Raw genomic sequence first — 18,225 nt, 5'->3', positions numbered from 1 at the left:
CAGCCAAACCGGTCATTACTGCACCGCCGAACCCGGCCATGGCGAATCAGGTGCTGACCATAACCGGAGTGGCGACCGGTGTCGTAATTCTGCAGATGTTCACCACCGGGAATAAAACGATAGAGGGCGAGTTCGCCGGTAGCGGCACGAGCCGTACCTTCAAGCCAAAAGAGAACTGGAAGCCGCCTGTCACTACTGTCTGGGTCGTGCAAACAGTGAATGGAATGGATTCAGACCCAAGCGAGCCGGTCGCAGTTGTGGTGACAGAGCAACTGCCATTACCTGTGATCACCCGTCCCTTGCCGCGCACAAGTCATCTTGCTGATGTCAGGGTGGAAGGAACCTGCGTCGCTGGAGCGACAGTCGCCGTGCAAGATGTGCTCGGCAACTCTCTTCAAGGCAAGGTGACCTATAGCGAAACGACATGGAGTTTCAGCTATCTCTGGCTGCCTGGTGCGCAACAAATCAAGGCACAGCAGAGCATGAATGGGCAAACGTCCGAGGCGACCGGGATCCTTGAATTCTTCATCAAGCCTGCGCAGCCTGACATTGAGCCGCCAGCCCCTCCGATCACGCTGAAACACTCACTGAAAATCACCGGTGTAGCGTCAGGGGCGGTCACCCTGCAAATGTTTACCGGAACCAATGATACGGTGGCTGGCGTATTCACCGGCAGCGGGGCTGAGCGCCTCTTCACACCAGCAGCAGATTGGGCGCCCGGACAAAACACCGTCTACGTCATACAAACAGTAAACGGCATGGACTCCGACGCCAGTGACCCCTGCACCTTTACCGTGGGGGAGACGGACCGGCCAGATGCCCCGCGAATCCAGCAACCGCAGGCGGGGGGCAGGACTTCGAGATTTCCCACCTTCGAGATCGCCGGCCTGCCAGGCGCGCGGCATACCATTCGCTTTGAAAAAGGCGCTACGTTGCACGAAGACACAGCGGACGCCGATGGCATCCTTACGTTCACGGTTGTGGACCCTTTGGTGCCTGGCACCATTGCCCTTGAGGTTAAACAAGCCAGTGGCGGGGTCGAGTCCGATTGGAGCGCGCCGCATCGGTTCACGGTCAAAGCGCCGCCTGCAACCCCGGTTATCACGGCACCACGGGCAGACTCCGAGACCTCACGCTATCCGAGTGTCCGAGGTACAGGTGAAACGGGAGGTGAGATTGTTCTGCGCCATGCGAAGGATCCCCATGAACAATTTGCCTGTGTCGACGGTTCAACCCGATGGAGTTGGACCGCAAAGCAGGCGTGGTCGCTCGGAGACTATGCCGTGCAGGCTCGGCATACGGTCGACGGTGACAGTTCCGACTGGACCGAGGCTCGCTCTTTCAAAGTGAGCGAGACCCGGTACGCCATCGGTGACGCCAATCCGGCCATAGGTGTGCCAGTGGTGGGCACGGAGCAGAGTGTGCTGTTGCGGGTTCAGGTGATCTCCGGTATCACAGGGCAGGCTGCCGCCGGTGTAGAGGTGAAGTGGCGCATCAACGGCACAGAAGAACCGCTGGAGATAACCCACACCGATGCAACAGGGTGGACCAGCTATCGATATACCCCTGAAACGGCGGGCAAGCATGAAATCCTCGCCGACGCCACCGAGGAGAACGCCGGTGTTGCCTTGACCGAACTCTATGAAGTGAACGCCATGTTGGAAGACGACTGGTCGCAGGCAGCTGAGCTGTTTCTGGACGGGGCGCGAGTTGACCTGGCCGCAAGCGATCTCGTGCTGTTGAAAAAGAAGCTGCCCTATAAGCTGGAGCTGAAGGTTAACGACGAAAGTGTCTTGATTGGCTCTACCGTCACTTTGCAGAACTTCTGGAGTGTGAAGGAGCGCGGCCTGACCTTTATCCCTGATCTGGGCATGCCGCAGACGATAAACAAAGGATCGTCAGTCCATTGGTATATTTCTTCGGAAGAGGCGAATAGTGGTTTCTTCGGTTTGAGTCTGGCCAGCTCAATACTGCGCGACTGGGAACTGCCGGGGCGCGTGGAAGCGGAGGACTGGGTTGATGGTGTCAAGATTGATCTTGACGGATTCCCACAAGTGTTTGGCGGCGCGTCGGCATTCCCTTGCCTTGGGGCGTCACATACATTGACTGTTCGACCCCAGGACAGCAGTTTCTTGTTGGGCCAGGACGTGCTACTGGAGTTAAGTGCGCAGGCGGCCGATCTTGGCGTTACCGTGAGCCCGAGCAGCCCGCAGAAGCTCGGCGAGGACGGTGTGAGCTGGACATTGAACTGCGTCGACAGCACAAACCCCGGTGACTTTGCAGTGTGGTTGACGGTGCCGGCGCTGGATTTCATTTCGGCGGTGTTGCCAATGTCTCTGGGCCACAACAAGGTCAAGATATCTAAACGATTCGGCCCTCAGCAATGGGGAGGTTCCGCCTCTTATTGGAGGTATGGCATTTGCGCAACTTCCACCTTTACGGGGCAACCTGCGGCCAGGGTGCCGGTGACTGTCGCAGTGACTGACAAGCCAATCAATGTTTACCTTACTGATTACGAGGGTTGGGCATACGTCCATTACTACGATGGCGAATCTGCAAGTCTGACTATCCGCAACCGCTATGACGGAAGCAGTGGCTGACAACAGTGGTGTACCAGAGGTAGTCAACGCCTTTTCTCGCCAGAGAAAAGGCGTTTTCGTTTCTTTGGGTGAACCATCCAGATATCAATCCAGAGCGGCGAGTTGTTCGATCGTCTGCGGAAAGCGCTGAACCAGACGAATCAGCGTCGTTACCTGCGCGTCAGGCGTGGCACGGCTCTGTTCTCGGTTTTCGAGGGTGCGGGACGAGGAACAAATCACACACGAAAAAAAACGGCACCCGAAGGTGCCGTTTTCATTTCCAGCCAGATCAACCGAGCAATCAGCCCGCCAGACCCGCCTGCTGTACCAGCACCAGCAATGGCTGCGGGTATACGCCCAGGAAGAATGCAACCAGAGCGATGGCCAGCAGCATCACGCCGCCTGCTTTCTGTTCCCAGTGCAGTTGGGCGTCGTGGCGACGCAGGTTTGGCTCGATCAGGTACAGGGTGACCATCACGCGCAGGTAGTAGAAAACGCCGATGGCGCTGCCCAGTACCAGTGCGCCGACCAACCACCACTGACGCGTTTCGACGCCGCTGGCGATGATGTAGAACTTGCCGATGAAGCCAGCGGTCAGCGGGATGCCGGCCAGGGACAGCATCATCACGGTGAGCACGGCGGTCAGGTACGGACGGCGCCAGAACAGGCCGCGGTACTCGTACAGGGCGTCGGCGTCGCGGCCGTTGTACGGCGAGGACATCAGGGTGATCACGCCGAACGCGCCGAGGCTGGTGATGACATAAGTCACCAGATAGACGCCGATGGCTTCTACCGCCAGACCCTTGCTCGCCACCAGTGCGATCAGCAGATAGCCGAAGTGCGCGATGGACGAGTAACCGAGCAGACGCTTGAGGTTGCTCTGGGTCAGGGCCAGCAGGTTACCGAACAGGATCGAGGCGACCGCGATCACGCTCAGCACGTCGCTCAGCACACCACTGCTGGCGGCAGGGGAGATCTGGAACAGACGCACCATCACCGCGAACACTGCAACCTTCGAAGCGGTGGCGAGGAACGCTGCCACCGGCGCCGGTGCACCTTCGTAAACGTCCGGCGTCCACAGGTGGAACGGCACCAGCGACAGCTTGAACGCCAGACCGATCAGCATCATGCCCAGGCCCAGTTGCGCCAGCGGGCTCGGCAGGCCGGTCGCGGCCAGGGCCTGACCGATGCCGACGAAGCTCAGCGAACCGGCGTCTGCGTAGAGCAGCGCCATACCGAACAGCAGGAACGCGGAACCGGCGGCCGACAGCACCATATACTTGATGCCGGCTTCCAGCGAACGCTTGTTGAAGAAGGCGTAAGCCACCAGACCATAAACCGGTACCGAGAGCAGTTCCAGACCGATGAACAACCCGGCCAGGTGCTGCGCGCTGACCAGAACCAGACCACCGGCGGCGGCCATCAGGATCAGCAGGTACAGTTCTTCGCGGTTGCCCGGGTAACCCGAGCCGCCATCACCGAGGTAGGCGTGGGCGAGGGTGACGCAGGCGAGGGTGGCGACCAGGATCATCGCCATGTACAGGCAAGCGAAGGCATCGATCTGCAGCAACGGCGTCACCGCCAGAGGCGCGACTTTCAGAGCCGGCAGGATCGACAGCAGGGCCAGGTTCAGACCCGCCACTGAAATCAGGAAGGTCTGCGAGTGATTGCGGCGCCAGGCGATTGCCAGCATCACCACGATAATGGTGAGGCTGGTGATCAACAGTGGCGCAAGCGCAATAAAGTGTTGAATCGTGAATTCCATAGCGCTCTTACCGGGCCGAAGCGAGTTGAGAGAAGGCGGTGCCGAGCCACTGCTGCACGCCATGCATGGTGGCGGCAGAGGTGTCGAGGAACGGTTGCGGGTAGACGCCGAGGTAAATCAGCAAGACCGCCAGACCGAGCACCATGATCAGTTCGCGCGCGTCCATGCCGTGCAGCACCGCGTCGGATTTCGACGGGCCGAAGTAGGCACGGTGGATCATGATCAGCGAGTAGACCGAACCGAACACCAGACCGGAAGTGGCAATCGCCGTGACCCATGGAGCGCTGGCGAAGGAACCGATCAGGATCAGGAACTCGCCGACAAAGTTACCGGTGCCCGGCAAGCCCAGCGACGCAGCCGCGAAGAACAGGCTGATGGCCGGCAGGTAAGCGATACGCGACCACAGACCGCCCATCTCACGCATGTCACGAGTGTGCAGACGCTCGTACAACTGACCGCTGAGGATAAACAGTGCCGCTGCCGACAGACCGTGCGCCAGCATCTGGATCACTGCGCCTTGCAGCGCCAGTTGGCTGCCGGAGTAGATGCCGATCAACACGAAACCCATGTGGGAGACGGAAGAGAAGGCAATCAGACGCTTGATGTCGGTTTGTGCGAACGCCAGGAATGCGCCGTAGAAGATCCCGATCAGACCCAGGGTCATGGCGATCGGCGCGAACTCCGCCGAAGCGTTCGGGAACAGCGGCAGGGCGAAACGCAGCAGACCGTAGGCTGCGGTTTTCAGCAGGATACCGGCGAGGTCGACGGAACCGGCAGTCGGTGCCTGGGCGTGTGCATCAGGCAGCCAGGAGTGGAACGGAACCACTGGCAGCTTGACCGCGAAGGCGATGAAGAAGCCGAGCATCAGAATGTACTCGGTGGTCATCGACATCTTGGTTTTCAACAGGTCGGCGTAATTGAAGGTGATCACGCCGGTGTTGTTGAAGTTGACCAGCACCAGACCGAGGATCGCCACCAGCATGATCAGGCCGGACGCCTGAGTGAAGATGAAGAACTTGGTTGCTGCGTAGATCCGGGTTTTCTTGCCGTCCGAAGAACTGTGACCCCAGAGCGCGATGAGGAAATACATCGGCACCAGCATCATTTCCCAGAAGAAGAAGAACATGAACAGGTCGAGGGCGAGGAACACGCCGACCACACCGCCCAGGATCCACATCAGGTTGAGGTGGAAGAAGCCAACGTGACGTTGAATCTCTTTCCACGAGCAGAGTACCGAGAGGATACCCAGCAGGCCGGTCAGCAGGATCATCAACAGCGACAGGCCGTCGAGAGCCAGGTGCACGTTGATGCCGAAACGCTGGATCCAGACATGCTTGAACTCAAGCGCCCAGGTCGGATCGGCGCCCGGCGCCGGTGCGAATGAATAGTCACCGTGGGCCCACAGCCAGAGGCCGAGTGCGAGTTCCAGGGTCATGGTCAACAGCGCAATCCAGCGCGGGAGGGTAGCGCCGAAGCGCTCACCCATCCAGCACAGCAGGCCGCCGATGAAGGGGATCAGGATTAGCCAAGGCAGAATCATGACGGGCTCGTTTCCTTTCGCAAATTCGCAAGGTTCATATCAGACCGCTACCAGCACGATGGCGCCGATCACCAGCACGGCACCAGCAGCCATCGAGGCGGCATACCAACGCAGTTGACCGGTCTCGGTACGGCTCAGGGCTGTGTGACCACCCTTGGCCATACGCGGGATCAGACCGATGGTCTGGTCGAGCGGGTCTTTGCGCAGTACATGGCTGATCGCAAGGTACGGCTTGACGAACAGTTTGTCGTAGATCCAGTCGAAGCCCCAGGCAGCGAACCACCAGGCCGAAAGGAAACGGCCGATGCCGCTGTTGGCGATCGCCGTGACGAAGCGACGCTTGCCGAGGAACAGCAGCGCTGCCAGCAGGATACCGGCCAGGGCGATGGCGCCCGAAGCGATTTCCAGACTGTGCTTGGCTTCGCCACCGGCATGCCCGACGCTTTGCGGCAGTACGCCGTGCAGCGGCGGCACGATCATCGCGCCGACGAAAGTCGACAGCACGATCAGCACCGACAATGGCAGCCAGTGGGCAATGCCGTGGCCGGCGTGGGCTTCGGTCTTGGCTTCACCGTGGAACGCGATGAAGATCAGGCGGAAGGTGTACAGCGACGTCATGAACGCACCGACCAGACCTGCGTAAAGCAGACCTTGATTGCCGCTGGCGAACGCTTCCCAGAGGATTTCGTCCTTGGAGTAGAAGCCTGCGGTAACCAGTGGCAGAGCGGCCAGCGCAGCACCACCGACGATGAAGCTGGCGTAGGCCAGTGGCAGTTTTTTCCACAGACCGCCCATCTTGAAGATGTTCTGCTCGTGGTGGCAGGCAACGATCACCGCACCGGAAGCAAGGAACAGCAGGGCCTTGAAGAAGGCGTGGGTCATCAGGTGGAAGATCGCGCCTTCCCAGGCGCCAACGCCCAGCGCCAGGAACATGTAGCCGATCTGGCTCATGGTCGAGTAGGCGAGGATACGTTTGATGTCGGTCTGCACCAGGGCGGCGAAACCGGCCAGTACCAGGGTCACGCCACCGACGATGCCGACGAGGTGCAGGATGTCCGGCGCCAAGGCAAACAGACCGTGGGTACGGGCGATCAGGTAGACACCGGCGGTCACCATGGTCGCGGCGTGGATCAGTGCCGAAACCGGGGTAGGGCCGGCCATCGCATCCGCGAGCCAGGTTTGCAGCGGCAGCTGCGCCGATTTACCGACAGCACCACCGAGCAGCATCAGGGTGGCCAGAACGATCCAGAAGTCACCGACCTTGAAGTGCTCCGGCGCACGCACCAGCAGTTCCTGGACGTTCAACGTGCCCAGTTGCTGGAACAGGATGAACAGGCCGATGGCCATGAACACGTCGCCGATGCGGGTGACGATGAACGCCTTGAGTGCCGCGTTACCGTTGTTGCGGTTGCTGTAGTAGAAACCGATCAACAGGTACGAGCACAGGCCCACGCCTTCCCAGCCGAAGTAGATGAACAGCAGGTTATCGCCGAGGATCAGGAACAGCATGCTGGCGATGAACAGGTTGGTGTACGAGAAGAAGCGCGAGTAACCGTCTTCGCCACGCATGTACCAGGACGCGAACAGGTGGATCAGGAAGCCGACGCCGACGACCACACCGAGCATGGTCACCGACAGGCCATCCAGATACAGCGCGAAGTTCGGCTGGAAACCTTCCACCGACATCCAGCGCCACAGCACCTGGGTGTACACGCCACCCTCCGGCGGTGCGACGTTGAATTGCCAGATCACGTAAGCGGTGACGATGGCCGAGAGGCCGATCGAACCGACACCGATCAGCGCCGAGAGGTTTTCCGAGAAGCGGCCGCGCGAGAACGACAGCAACAGGAACCCGATCAGAGGGAATACGAAAGTCAGAAAGAGTAGGTTCATCCGCGCATCTCACTGGCAGCGTCGATATCGAGCGTGTGGAAGCGGCGATACAGTTGCAGCAGGATCGCCAGGCCAATACTGGCCTCGGCTGCGGCAAGGCTGATCACCAGGATGAACATGATCTGTCCATCCGGCTGCGCCCAGCGGGCGCCCGCAACGATGAAGGCCAGGGCAGAGGCGTTCATCATCACTTCCAGACTCATCAACACGAACAAAATGTTGCGGCGGACCATCAGGCCGACCAGACCAAGGCAGAACAGGATGCCGGCAACGGCCAGTCCATGCTCGAGAGGGATAGCAGGCATGTCTTACTCCTTCGCCTCGTTACGGCCCAAATGGAACGCCGTGACGGCTGCAGCAAGCAGCAGCATCGAGGCGAGTTCGACCACCAGCAGGTACGGGCCGAACAGGCTGATGCCCACGGCTTTCGCGTCTACGGTGGTGTGGCCGATGGCCTGGCCGCTCTGATGAGCGAACAGCACATACAGCAGTTCGGCCAGCAGCAGCGCGGCAAGAATCACCGGTCCGGCCCAGATGCCGGGCTTGAGCCAGGTGCGTTCCTGCTGCACCGAGGCCGGGCCGAGGTTGAGCATCATCACCACGAACACGAACAGCACCATGATGGCGCCGGCGTAGGCGATTACTTCCAGCACACCGGCAAACGGCGCGCCGAGTGCGAAGAAGGTCATGGCCACGGCGATCAACGAGATGATCAGGTAGAGCAGGGCGTGCACGGGGTTGGTGTTGGTGACCACGCGCAGCGTGGACACCACAGCAATACCCGATGCGAAATAGAAAGCGAATTCCATCGTTCTTCCTTAAGGCAGCAAGCTCTTCACGTTGATCGGTTCGGCTTCGTTCTGCGCAGCGCCTTTCGGCTTGCCAGCGATTGCCATACCTGCAACACGATAGAAGTTGTAATCAGGGTTTTTGCCGGGGCCGGAGATCAAAAGATCTTCTTTCTCGTACACCAGGTCCTGACGTTTGAACTCGGCCATCTCGAAATCCGGGGTCAGCTGGATCGCGGTGGTCGGGCAGGCTTCCTCGCAGAGACCGCAGAAAATGCAGCGCGAGAAGTTGATCCGGAAGAAGTCCGGGTACCAGCGACCGTCTTCGGTTTCAGCTTTCTGCAGCGAGATGCAACCCACCGGGCAGGCCACGGCGCACAGGTTGCAGGCTACGCAGCGTTCTTCGCCATCGGGGTCGCGGGTCAGGACGATGCGGCCACGGTAACGCGGCGGCAGGTAGACCTGTTCCTCGGGGTATTGCAGGGTGTCGCGCTTGCGAAAGCCATGGCCGAAGACCATGACCAGGCTGCGCAACTGGGTACCGGTACCCTTAACGATGTCGCCAATATATTTGAACATGGGTCAAATCCTCACTGAACCGCAACCGCAGGCGTGTTCAACAACACAACCGCAGCGGTTACCAGCAAATTGATCAGGGTCAGTGGCAGGCAGAATTTCCAGCTGAAATCCATCACCTGGTCATAACGCGGACGCGGGATGGAAGCGCGCAGCAGGATGAACAGCATGATGAAGAACGCGGTCTTCAGTGCGAACCAGACGAAGGACAGTTGCGGCAGGATGCCGAACGGACCGTGCCAGCCACCGAAGAACAGGGTGACCAGCAGCGCCGAGATCAGGATGATGCCGATGTATTCACCGACGAAGAACATGCCCCATTTCATACCGGCGTATTCAATGTGGTAACCGTCGGCCAGTTCCTGTTCCGCTTCCGGCTGGTCGAACGGGTGACGGTGAGTCACGGCGACGCCAGCGATGAAGAAGGTACAGAAGCCGAAGAACTGCGGAATGATGAACCACAGGTTCTGCGCCTGGTACTCGACGATGTCGCGCATGTTGAACGAGCCGACCTGCACCACGATGCCCATCAGAGCCAGGCCCATGAACACTTCGTAGGACACGGTCTGCGCCGAGGCACGCAAGCTGCCGAGCAGGGCGAACTTGTTGTTGCTCGACCAGCCGGCGAACAGCACCGCGTAGACCGACAGACCGGCCATGGCGAAGAAGAACAGCAAGCCGATGTTCAGGTCCGCCACGCCCCAGGTCGGGGTGATCGGGATGATCGCAAAGGCGATCAGCAGGGCGGACATGGCCACCACCGGCGCCATGGTGAAGATCACCTTGTCGGCAAACGGTGGGGTCCAGTCTTCCTTGAAGAACATCTTCAGCATGTCGGCGGCGATCTGGAACATGCCGAACGGGCCAACGCGGTTCGGACCGTAACGGTCCTGCCACCAGCCCAGCAGGCGACGTTCGACAAAGCTGAGCAAGGCGCCTGCGACCACTACGGCCAGCAGGATCACGATGGCTTTGATGACCGTCAGGATCACATCGATCACTTCAGGGGTGAACCAGGTCATTGCGCTGCCTCCTGCAGACCGTCGACGGACACGCCGGCGAATGCCGGTGGAATGCCGGCGATGCCCGCAGGCAATGCCACCAGACCGGCGCCCAGTTCTTCATTGATGCGCAGCGGCAGACGCAATGTCTGACCGGCCACGTTCAGGCTCAGCAGGGCACCGTCGTTGACGCCCAGACGATCCGCTTCGGACTTCGCCAGCGCCACATAAGGCGCCGGAATGCGCTCTTGCACCGGGGCGGCTTTCGAAGAATTTTCTTCGCTGCCGAACAGGTGGAAGAACGGCACGGCTTGCCAGGTACCCGGCGCCGGGTTGAACGCACGCGGCGCAGCAGCGAACCAGTTCAACGAGTCACCGCTGCTTTCGATCAGGCGTGTGCCCGGGTCGCCAGCGCGCAGATGACCACCGACTTCGTCCTGGAACTTGTTCCACGCTTGTGGCGAGTTCCAGCCCGGCGACCAGGCGAACGGAACCTGCTGACGCGGTTCGGCAGAGCCCGAGTAACCTTCCATGGAGAACGCGAACGCGGTGTCCTGGTCTTGCGGGGTGCGCGGTTCGTGAACGCTGATGTCGGCGCGCATGGCGGTGCGACCGGAATAACGCAGCGGCTCACGCGCCAGTTTCAGACCCTTGATGCGGAACGCAGCGGAAGGTGCAGCATCAACGATGCGCGCCAGTTGCGCGGTGCTCGAGGCAACGGCAGCGGTGACGTGGTCGAGTTGCGTCCAGTCGATCGGCTGGTTCAGCAGGGTGGCGCGCAAGGCGTGCAGCCAGCGCCAGCCTTCGTGCACCAGAATGCTCGCGTCGAGGTATTGCGGATCGAAAACCTGGAAGAAGCGCTGGGCGCGGCCTTCCTGGCTGACCAGCGTACCGTCGCCCTCGGCGAAGCTCGCCGCTGGCAGAACCAGGTGCGCGCGATCAGTGGTGGCGGTTTTCTGATGGTCGGCAACGATCACCACTTTCGCGGCGTTCAGTGCGGCATCGACCTTGGTTTTGGCAGTGCGGGTGTACAGATCGTTTTCCAGCACGACGATCGCATCGGCCTTGCCATCGATGACCGCTTGCAGCGCGGCGTCGACCGATTCGCCACCGAGCATGGCCAGACCTAGGCTGTTGGCTTCCGGCACGATCAGGCTGATCGAACCGTTCTTCTCGCGCAGCTTCAGGGCTTTGGCGATGTTCGCGGCAGCTTCGATCAAGGCTTTGGAGCCCAGCGAAGTACCGGCGATGATCAGCGGACGCTTGGCGGCGAGCAGGGCATCGGCGATGCGCTGCGCCAGTTCCAGAGCTTCAGCGTCCAGACCTTCGACGGCCGGTGCGCTGGCATCCAGAGCGTGCGCAACGGCGAAACCGATGCGCGCCAGATCATCCGGAGCGGCGTGTACGCACTCTTCGGCAACGTCGTCGAGCTTGGTTTCGGCGAGGCTGGCAATGAACAGCGGGTTCAGCGCGTGCTGACCGATGTTCTTCACCGCCGCGTCGAGCCAAGGCTGGACGCGCATGGCTTCGGCCATGTCTTCAGCCTTGCCCTTGACCGACTGACGCAAGGCCAGCGCCATACGCGCAGCGGTCTGGGTCAGGTCTTCACCGAGGACGAAGATCGCGTCATGGTCTTCGATGTCGCGCATGTTCGGCACTGGCAGCGGGCTGTCGTTCAGCACTTGCAGGACCAGACGGATGCGCTCCAGCTCGGAGGCTTCGATACCCGAATAGAAGTGCTCGGCGCCGACCAGTTCGCGCAACGCGTAGTTGCTTTCAAGGCTGGCGCGCGGCGAACCGATGCCGACGATATTGCGTCCGCGCAGCAGGTCGGCGGCTTTGTCCAGCGCAGCGTCGAGGCTGAGCTTGGTGCCATCGGCCAACAGCGGCTGACGTGGGCGGTCGGTGCGGTTGACGTAGCCATAACCGAAACGGCCACGGTCGCAGAGGAAGTACTGGTTCACCGAACCGTTGAAACGGTTTTCGATGCGACGAAGTTCACCGTAACGCTCCCCCGGGGAGATGTTGCAACCGCTCGAGCAGCCGTGGCAGATGCTTGGCGCGAACTGCATGTCCCACTTGCGGTTGTAGCGCTCGGAGTGAGTCTTGTCGGTGAACACACCGGTCGGGCAGACCTCGGTGAGGTTGCCGGAGAACTCGCTTTCGAGGGTGCCGTCTTCAACGCGACCGAAGTACACGTTGTCGTGGGCGCCGAATACACCGAGGTCAGTGCCGCCGGCGTAGTCCTTGTAGAAACGCACGCAGCGGTAGCAAGCGATGCAGCGGTTCATTTCGTGGGAAATGAACGGGCCCAGTTGCTGGTTCTGGTGGGTGCGTTTGCTGAAGCGATAGCGGCGCTCGTTGTGGCCGGTCATCACTGTCATGTCTTGCAGGTGGCAGTGACCGCCTTCCTCGCACACCGGGCAGTCGTGCGGGTGGTTGGTCATCAGCCACTCGACAACACTGGCGCGGAACGCCTTGGATTCTTCATCGTCGATGGAGATCCAGGTGTTGTCGGTGGCCGGGGTCATGCAGGACATGACGATGCGACCACGGGTGTCGTTCTCGTCGGTGTACTGCTTGACCGCGCACTGGCGGCAGGCCCCGACGCTACCGAGCGCGGGGTGCCAGCAGAAATATGGAATGTCGAGGCCCAGCGACAGACATGCCTGTAACAGGTTGTCTGCCCCGTCGACTTCGAGCGCTTTGCCGTCTACGTGGATAGTGGCCATGGTTCAAAGGTCTTCGTTGGCCCGGTGTCAGCGGGCGTGGCTAATGGAATCTTGTTATGCGTCCGAATCCAAACAGCCCCGAAGGGCGTCATCGGACGAAAGGCGAAGGGCACGGACCCTTCGCCTTTTTAAGCGTTTACGCGCCGACTACGATCGGCCTTGCCAGAGGCGGGACGGCGGCGCTGACAGGCGCGATACCGGCTTCGAACTCTGGACGGAAGTATTTGATGGCGCTGCCCAGCGGCTCCACGGCTCCCGGTGCGTGAGCACAGAAGGTCTTGCCCGGGCCGAGGAAACCGACCAGACCCAGCAGGGTCTCGATGTCGCCCGGCTGGCCCTTGCCCTGTTCGATGGCCATCAGCAGCTTGACGCTCCATGGCAGGCCATCACGGCACGGGGTGCAGAAACCGCAGGATTCACGGGCGAAGAACTGCTCCATGTTGCGCAGCAGCGAGACCATGTTGACGCTGTCGTCCACCGCCATTGCCAGACCGGTACCCATGCGGGTGCCCACTTTGGCGATGCCGCCGGCATACATTTGTGCGTCGAGGTGCTCGGGCAGGAGGAAACCGGTACCGGCACCGCCTGGCTGCCAGGCTTTGAGCTTGAAGCCGTCGCGCATGCCGCCGGCGTAGTCTTCGAAGAGTTCACGACCGGTGACGCCGAATGGCAGTTCCCACAGGCCCGGATTCTTGACCTTGCCGGAGAAGCCCATGAGCTTGGTGCCCATGTCTTCGGAACCTTCGCGGGCCAACGATTTGTACCAGTCAACGCCGTCGGCAATGATCGCCGGAACGTTGCACAGGGTTTCGACGTTGTTCACGCAGGTCGGCTTGCCCCACACGCCGACGGCGGCAGGGAAGGGCGGCTTGGAGCGCGGGTTGGCGCGGCGGCCTTCGAGGGAGTTGATCAGTGCGGTTTCTTCACCGCAGATGTAACGCCCGGCGCCGGTGTGGACGAACAGCTCGAAATCGAAACCCGAACCGAGGATGTTCTTGCCCAGCAGGCCGGCCGCCTTGGCTTCTTCCACTGCACGGTTGAGGTGCTTGGCGGCGGTGGTGTATTCGCCGCGCAGGAAGATATAGCCACGGTAGGTTTTCAGCGCACGGGCACTGATCAGCATGCCTTCGATCAGCAGATGGGGCAGTTGCTCCATCAGCATGCGGTCTTTCCAGGTGTTCGGCTCCATTTCATCCGCGTTGCACAGCAGGTAGCGGATGTTGATGGATTCGTCCTTGGGCATCAGGCCCCACTTCACGCCAGTGGGGAAGCCGGCGCCGCCGCGACCCTTGAGGCCGGCGTCTTTGACGGTCTGGACGATGGCGTCCTGATCCATCTCGGCGAAGGCTTTGCGTGCAGCGGCGTAGCCGTTCTTGGCCTGGTACTCGTCGAGCCACACGGCTTCGCCGTCATCGCGCAGACGCCAGGTCAGCGGGTGAGTCTCGGCCGAGCGCTGGATGCGGTTTGCTGGACCAAAAGATGTCAGGGTCATACGTAGCCCTCGAGCAGTTTGGCCACGCCAGCAGGCTGCACGTCGCCAAAGGTGTCGTCGTCGATCATCAGCGCCGGTGCCTTGTCGCAGTTGCCGAGGCAGCAGACAGGCAGCAGGGTGAAACGACCGTCGGCGGTGGTCTGACCCAGGCCGATGCCCAGATTGTTCTGGATTTCGCTGACCACCGACTCGTGGCCGCCGATGTAGCAGACCATGCTGTCGCAGACGCGAATGATGTGGCGGCCGACCGGCTGACGGAAGATCTGGCTGTAGAACGTCGCCACGCCTTCAACGTCGCTGGCCGGGATGCCGAGGATCTCGCCGATCGCGTACAGGGCGCCATCCGGCACCCAGCCGCGTTCCTTCTGAACGATCTTCAGGGCTTCGATCGACGCCGCGCGCGGGTCTTCGTAGTGATGCAGCTCGTGCTCGATGGCCGAGCGCTCGGTTTCACTCAAGGTGAAACGGTCTGTCTGGATAAGCGTGCTGTTCATGCTTAGCGGTCCACGTCGGCCATAACGAAGTCGATACTACCCAGGTACGCAATCAAGTCCGCGACCATGCTGCCTTTGATCACCGAAGGGATCTGCTGCAGATGCGGGAAGCTCGGAGTACGGATCCGGGTACGGTAGCTCATGGTGCCGCCGTCGCTCGTCAGGTAATAACTGTTGATGCCCTTGGTCGCTTCGATCATCTGGAAGGATTCGTTGGCCGGCATGACCGGGCCCCACGAAACCTGCAGGAAGTGCGTGATCAGGGTTTCGATGTGCTGCAGCGTGCGCTCTTTCGGCGGCGGCGTGGTCAGCGGGTGATCCGCCTTGTACGGGCCTTCCGGCATGTTGCGCATGCATTGATCGATGATCTTGATGCTCTGGCGCATCTCTTCGACGCGAACCATGCAGCGGTCGTAGGCATCGCCGTTGACGGCCAGCGGCACTTCGAATTCGAAGTTCTCGTAACCCGAGTACGGACGCGCTTTACGCAGGTCGAAATCGCAACCGGTCGAACGCAGGCCGGCACCGGTGACGCCCCATTCCAGGGCTTCTTTGGTGTTGTAGGCGGCAACGCCGATGGTACGACCCTTGAGGATGCTGTTCTGCAGGGCGGCCTTGGTGTATTCGTCCAGACGCTTGGGCATCCACTCGACGAAGTCCTTGACCAGTTTTTCCCAGCCGCGCGGCAGGTCGTGGGCGACGCCGCCGATGCGGTACCAGGCCGGGTGCAGACGGAAACCGGTAATCGCCTCGATCACCGTGTACGCCTTCTGGCGGTCGGTGAAGGTGAAGAACACCGGGGTCATGGCGCCGACGTCCTGGATGTAGGTACCCAGGAACAGCAGGTGGCTGGTGATCCGGAAGAACTCGGCCATCATGATGCGGATGACATCGACCTTCTGCGGCACCTTGATGCCGGCGAGCTTCTCGACCGAGAGCACGTACGGCAGGTTGTTCATCACGCCGCCGAGATAGTCGATACGGTCGGTGTACGGAATGTAGCTGTGCCAGGACTGACGCTCGCCCATCTTCTCGGCGCCACGGTGGTGGTAACCGATGTCCGGGACGCAGTCGACGATCTCTTCGCCGTCCAGCTGCAAGATGATGCGGAACGCACCGTGCGCCGAAGGGTGGTTCGGGCCGAGGTTGAGGAACATGTAGTCCTCGTTGGCACCGGAACGCTTCATGCCCCAGTCTTCCGGACGGAAACGTGCGGCTTCCTCTTCCAGCTGCTGCTTGGCGAGGTTGAGGCTGTATGGGTCGAATTCGGTGGCGCGCGCCGGGAAGTCCTTGCGCAGCGGGTGACCTTCCCAGGTCGGCGGCATCATGATGCGCGACAGGTGCGGGTGGCCTTTGAAGTCGATGCCGAACATGTCCCAGACTTCGCGTTCGTACCAGTTGGCGTTCGGCCAGATGCTGGTGACGGAAGGCATGCTGAGGTCGCCTTCGGACAAGGCCACCTTGATCATCACGTCACTATTACGCTCCAGCGACATGAGGTGATAGAACACGGTGAAATCGGCGCCGGTCGGCAGCCCTTGACGCTTGGTGCGCAGACGCTCGTCCACGCCGTGCAGGTCATAGAGCATGACGTACGGCTTGGGCAGGTTGCGCAGGAAAGTCAGGACTTCAACCAGTCTGGCGCGGGCTACCCACAGCACCGGCATGCCGGTGCGGGTTGCCTGCGCGGTGAACGCTTCGGCGCCAAAACGGTTGTTCAGTTCGACGACCACATCCTGGTCGTCTGCCTTGTAAGGCGGGATGTACAGAGCACTGCCTGTAGTCATGGTTATTTTTTCGCTTTCGGTCAACGTAAAGAATGAAGCCAGCTTCTCGTTACTTGGAACAGAACTGGATCAGACTTCGTCAGGGCTGCGCAGATTGGTGACTGCGATTCGCTGTTCGCGGCGCTGTTCCTTCTGCGATGGCATGTCGGCGCGGTACACGCCTTGATCACCAACGACCCAGGAAAGCGGACGACGCTCCTGTCCAATCGATTCCTGCAACAGCATCAAGCCTTGCAGAAATGCTTCCGGACGGGGCGGGCAGCCAGGTACGTAGACGTCCACGGGCAGGAACTTGTCTACGCCTTGAACCACGGAGTAGATGTCGTACATGCCGCCGGAGTTGGCGCACGAACCCATGGAAATAACCCATTTCGGTTCGAGCATTTGCTCGTAGAGGCGCTGAATGATCGGCGCCATCTTGATGAAGCAGGTACCGGCGATAACCATGAAGTCGGCCTGACGCGGCGAGGCCCGGATCACTTCGGCGCCAAAGCGCGCGATGTCGTGGGGCGCCGTGAAGGCGGTGGTCATTTCCACGTAGCAGCACGACAGGCCGAAGTTGTACGGCCACAGGGAGTTTTTACGTCCCCAGTTGACCGCGCCACTCAGCACGTCTTCCAGCTTGCCCATGAAAATGTTTTTGTGGACTTGATCTTCTAACGGATCGGCAACGGTTTCCCGCTGGCCAATCGGATACTGCTCGTTAGGAGCATCGGGGTCGATCCTGGTGAGATTGTATTGCATTGCCAAAGCCTCATTGTTTCAGCTTCGCCTGCCGCTTGCGACGAGCTTCCGGAGCCCAGTCAAGGGCGCCCACTCGGAACAGGTAGACAAGACCTGCCAACAGAATTGCTATGAAAACGAGAGCTTCGACGAATCCGGTCCAGCCGCTTTCGCGGACGGACACAGACCATGCAAAGAGAAAGAGGGCTTCGATATCGAAGATCACGAAGAGCATCGCGACCAGATAGAATTTGGCTGAGAGCCGCAAGCGGGCGCCACCGGTAGGTAGCATGCCCGACTCGAACGGTTCGTTTTTGCTGCGACCCCAGGCTTTTGACCCGAGGAGGCTGGAGACGCCAAGCATGAAGGCACACAGGCCGACGACACCCAGAAGGAAAATGGCAAAGCCCCAGTTGTGGGCCATGAGTCCTGTCGCTTCGGGCATGCTGGTAATCCTTAACAGAGAGCAAAGGTCTCTGAGCTTGATAAAGAAATAAGGCAGTGACGATATGTCGCAGCAATCAATCGGGCTGATTTTATGGCTAAACACCCGGCAAGTAAAATTCCAAAGGCGAAATTATTTACCGGATTAAGGACATAGCGCTTGCCCATAGCCCTGCGGCCCATGCGTTGCGGGCATTAGCCGGGTTTCCATCAATTATGTTTTGTAGGGTTTGTAACGAACATAGTTGCCGCTAAATGATAATTGATATCGTTTGGAGTGGTTTTGTAACTGTTTAACGAGTGAGTGGCTGGGAAGTTGTCTTACTTGCGCGTTACTGCAAGTAGCGAGGCCTACCGTTTTAGCGGAAATTTCTGACGCTTGTTGCGCTTCAGATCAATGTTTCGCGCGGT

At 60.3% G+C, this 18,225-nt stretch carries 14 protein-coding genes and 1 pseudogene; 1 reads left to right on the top strand and 14 read right to left on the bottom strand.

Going from position 1 to position 18,225, the window contains the following annotated elements:
• On the top strand, positions 1-2,600 hold a 2,600-nt coding region (locus AC4IHP_RS22555), incomplete at its 5' end, for a collagen binding domain-containing protein (RefSeq protein ID WP_490832791.1).
• 84 nt (positions 2,601-2,684) lie between these two features.
• Here AC4IHP_RS22555 and AC4IHP_RS22550 read toward each other — a convergent pair.
• The 14 genes and pseudogenes from AC4IHP_RS22550 to AC4IHP_RS22485 all read right to left on the bottom strand — a co-directional run.
• Positions 2,685-2,804 (bottom strand): annotated as a pseudogene (locus AC4IHP_RS22550) (transcriptional regulator); the annotation flags it as partial.
• Positions 2,805-2,880: 76 nt separating this feature from the next.
• Entirely contained in the window at positions 2,881-4,344 is a 1,464-nt protein-coding gene (gene nuoN, locus AC4IHP_RS22545) for an NADH-quinone oxidoreductase subunit NuoN (RefSeq protein ID WP_101159113.1), read from the bottom strand.
• A gap of 7 nt (positions 4,345-4,351) precedes the next feature.
• Complete coding sequence (nuoM, locus tag AC4IHP_RS22540; protein WP_016775285.1) at positions 4,352-5,884, bottom strand: NADH-quinone oxidoreductase subunit M; 1,533 nt, start codon at positions 5,882-5,884, stop codon at positions 4,352-4,354.
• Positions 5,885-5,923: 39 nt separating this feature from the next.
• Entirely contained in the window at positions 5,924-7,777 is a 1,854-nt protein-coding gene (nuoL, locus tag AC4IHP_RS22535; RefSeq protein WP_024013419.1) for an NADH-quinone oxidoreductase subunit L, read from the bottom strand.
• Positions 7,774-8,082, bottom strand: a complete 309-nt coding sequence (nuoK, locus tag AC4IHP_RS22530) for an NADH-quinone oxidoreductase subunit NuoK (RefSeq protein WP_003180046.1) — start codon at positions 8,080-8,082, stop codon at positions 7,774-7,776. Before nuoK ends, nuoL begins: the two co-directional genes overlap by 4 nt.
• 3 nt (positions 8,083-8,085) lie before the next feature.
• Complete coding sequence (nuoJ, locus tag AC4IHP_RS22525; protein ID WP_007951462.1) at positions 8,086-8,586, bottom strand: NADH-quinone oxidoreductase subunit J; 501 nt, start codon at positions 8,584-8,586, stop codon at positions 8,086-8,088.
• Between the two features lie 9 nt (positions 8,587-8,595).
• Positions 8,596-9,144, bottom strand: a complete 549-nt coding sequence (gene nuoI / locus AC4IHP_RS22520; RefSeq protein ID WP_016775283.1) for an NADH-quinone oxidoreductase subunit NuoI — start codon at positions 9,142-9,144, stop codon at positions 8,596-8,598.
• A gap of 11 nt (positions 9,145-9,155) precedes the next feature.
• On the bottom strand, positions 9,156-10,163 hold the full coding sequence (gene nuoH / locus AC4IHP_RS22515; protein ID WP_490832790.1) for an NADH-quinone oxidoreductase subunit NuoH: 1,008 nt from the start codon (positions 10,161-10,163) through the stop codon (positions 9,156-9,158).
• A complete protein-coding gene (nuoG, locus tag AC4IHP_RS22510; RefSeq protein ID WP_490832789.1) occupies positions 10,160-12,874 on the bottom strand; it encodes an NADH-quinone oxidoreductase subunit NuoG in 2,715 nt (904 codons plus the stop codon). The genes nuoH and nuoG overlap by 4 nt, the downstream gene beginning before the upstream one ends.
• A 136-nt stretch (positions 12,875-13,010) precedes the next feature.
• Entirely contained in the window at positions 13,011-14,366 is a 1,356-nt protein-coding gene (gene nuoF / locus AC4IHP_RS22505) for an NADH-quinone oxidoreductase subunit NuoF (protein ID WP_024013417.1), read from the bottom strand.
• Complete coding sequence (gene nuoE / locus AC4IHP_RS22500; RefSeq protein WP_003223804.1) at positions 14,363-14,860, bottom strand: NADH-quinone oxidoreductase subunit NuoE; 498 nt, start codon at positions 14,858-14,860, stop codon at positions 14,363-14,365. Before nuoE ends, nuoF begins: the two co-directional genes overlap by 4 nt.
• A 2-nt stretch (positions 14,861-14,862) precedes the next feature.
• On the bottom strand, positions 14,863-16,647 hold the full coding sequence (gene nuoC / locus AC4IHP_RS22495; protein WP_016775279.1) for an NADH-quinone oxidoreductase subunit C/D: 1,785 nt from the start codon (positions 16,645-16,647) through the stop codon (positions 14,863-14,865).
• Positions 16,648-16,716: 69 nt separating this feature from the next.
• Positions 16,717-17,391 (bottom strand): NuoB/complex I 20 kDa subunit family protein, encoded by a 675-nt coding sequence (locus AC4IHP_RS22490; RefSeq protein ID WP_016775278.1) that lies wholly within the window; start codon positions 17,389-17,391, stop codon positions 16,717-16,719.
• A 10-nt stretch (positions 17,392-17,401) separates the two neighbouring features.
• Positions 17,402-17,815, bottom strand: coding sequence for an NADH-quinone oxidoreductase subunit A (locus AC4IHP_RS22485; protein WP_003223812.1), 414 nt, complete (start codon positions 17,813-17,815; stop codon positions 17,402-17,404).
• Positions 17,816-18,225: the final 410 nt, after the last annotated feature.

Source organism: Pseudomonas sp. UF-293 (assembly GCF_058245595.1).
Note: the sequence above shows the minus strand (reverse complement) of the source record. Positions and strands in the feature narration are given on the sequence as shown.

Excerpts from the sequence above, each read along its gene's own strand:
- nuoE (WP_003223804.1), bottom strand. The coding sequence starts at position 14,860 with ATGAACAGCACGCTTATCCAGACAGACCGTTTCACCTTGAGTGAAACC.
- nuoK (WP_003180046.1), bottom strand. The coding sequence starts at position 8,082 with ATGCCTGCTATCCCTCTCGAGCATGGACTGGCCGTTGCCGGCATCCTG.
- nuoI (WP_016775283.1), bottom strand. The coding sequence starts at position 9,144 with ATGTTCAAATATATTGGCGACATCGTTAAGGGTACCGGTACCCAGTTG.
- nuoJ (WP_007951462.1), bottom strand. The coding sequence starts at position 8,586 with ATGGAATTCGCTTTCTATTTCGCATCGGGTATTGCTGTGGTGTCCACG.
- nuoH (WP_490832790.1), bottom strand. The coding sequence starts at position 10,163 with ATGACCTGGTTCACCCCTGAAGTGATCGATGTGATCCTGACGGTCATC.
- AC4IHP_RS22485 (WP_003223812.1), bottom strand. The coding sequence starts at position 17,815 with ATGCCCGAAGCGACAGGACTCATGGCCCACAACTGGGGCTTTGCCATT.
- nuoN (WP_101159113.1), bottom strand. The coding sequence starts at position 4,344 with ATGGAATTCACGATTCAACACTTTATTGCGCTTGCGCCACTGTTGATC.
- nuoL (WP_024013419.1), bottom strand. The coding sequence starts at position 7,777 with ATGAACCTACTCTTTCTGACTTTCGTATTCCCTCTGATCGGGTTCCTG.
- AC4IHP_RS22490 (WP_016775278.1), bottom strand. The coding sequence starts at position 17,391 with ATGCAATACAATCTCACCAGGATCGACCCCGATGCTCCTAACGAGCAG.
- nuoF (WP_024013417.1), bottom strand. The coding sequence starts at position 14,366 with ATGACCCTGACATCTTTTGGTCCAGCAAACCGCATCCAGCGCTCGGCC.
- nuoM (WP_016775285.1), bottom strand. The coding sequence starts at position 5,884 with ATGATTCTGCCTTGGCTAATCCTGATCCCCTTCATCGGCGGCCTGCTG.
- nuoG (WP_490832789.1), bottom strand. The coding sequence starts at position 12,874 with ATGGCCACTATCCACGTAGACGGCAAAGCGCTCGAAGTCGACGGGGCA.
- nuoC (WP_016775279.1), bottom strand. The coding sequence starts at position 16,647 with ATGACTACAGGCAGTGCTCTGTACATCCCGCCTTACAAGGCAGACGAC.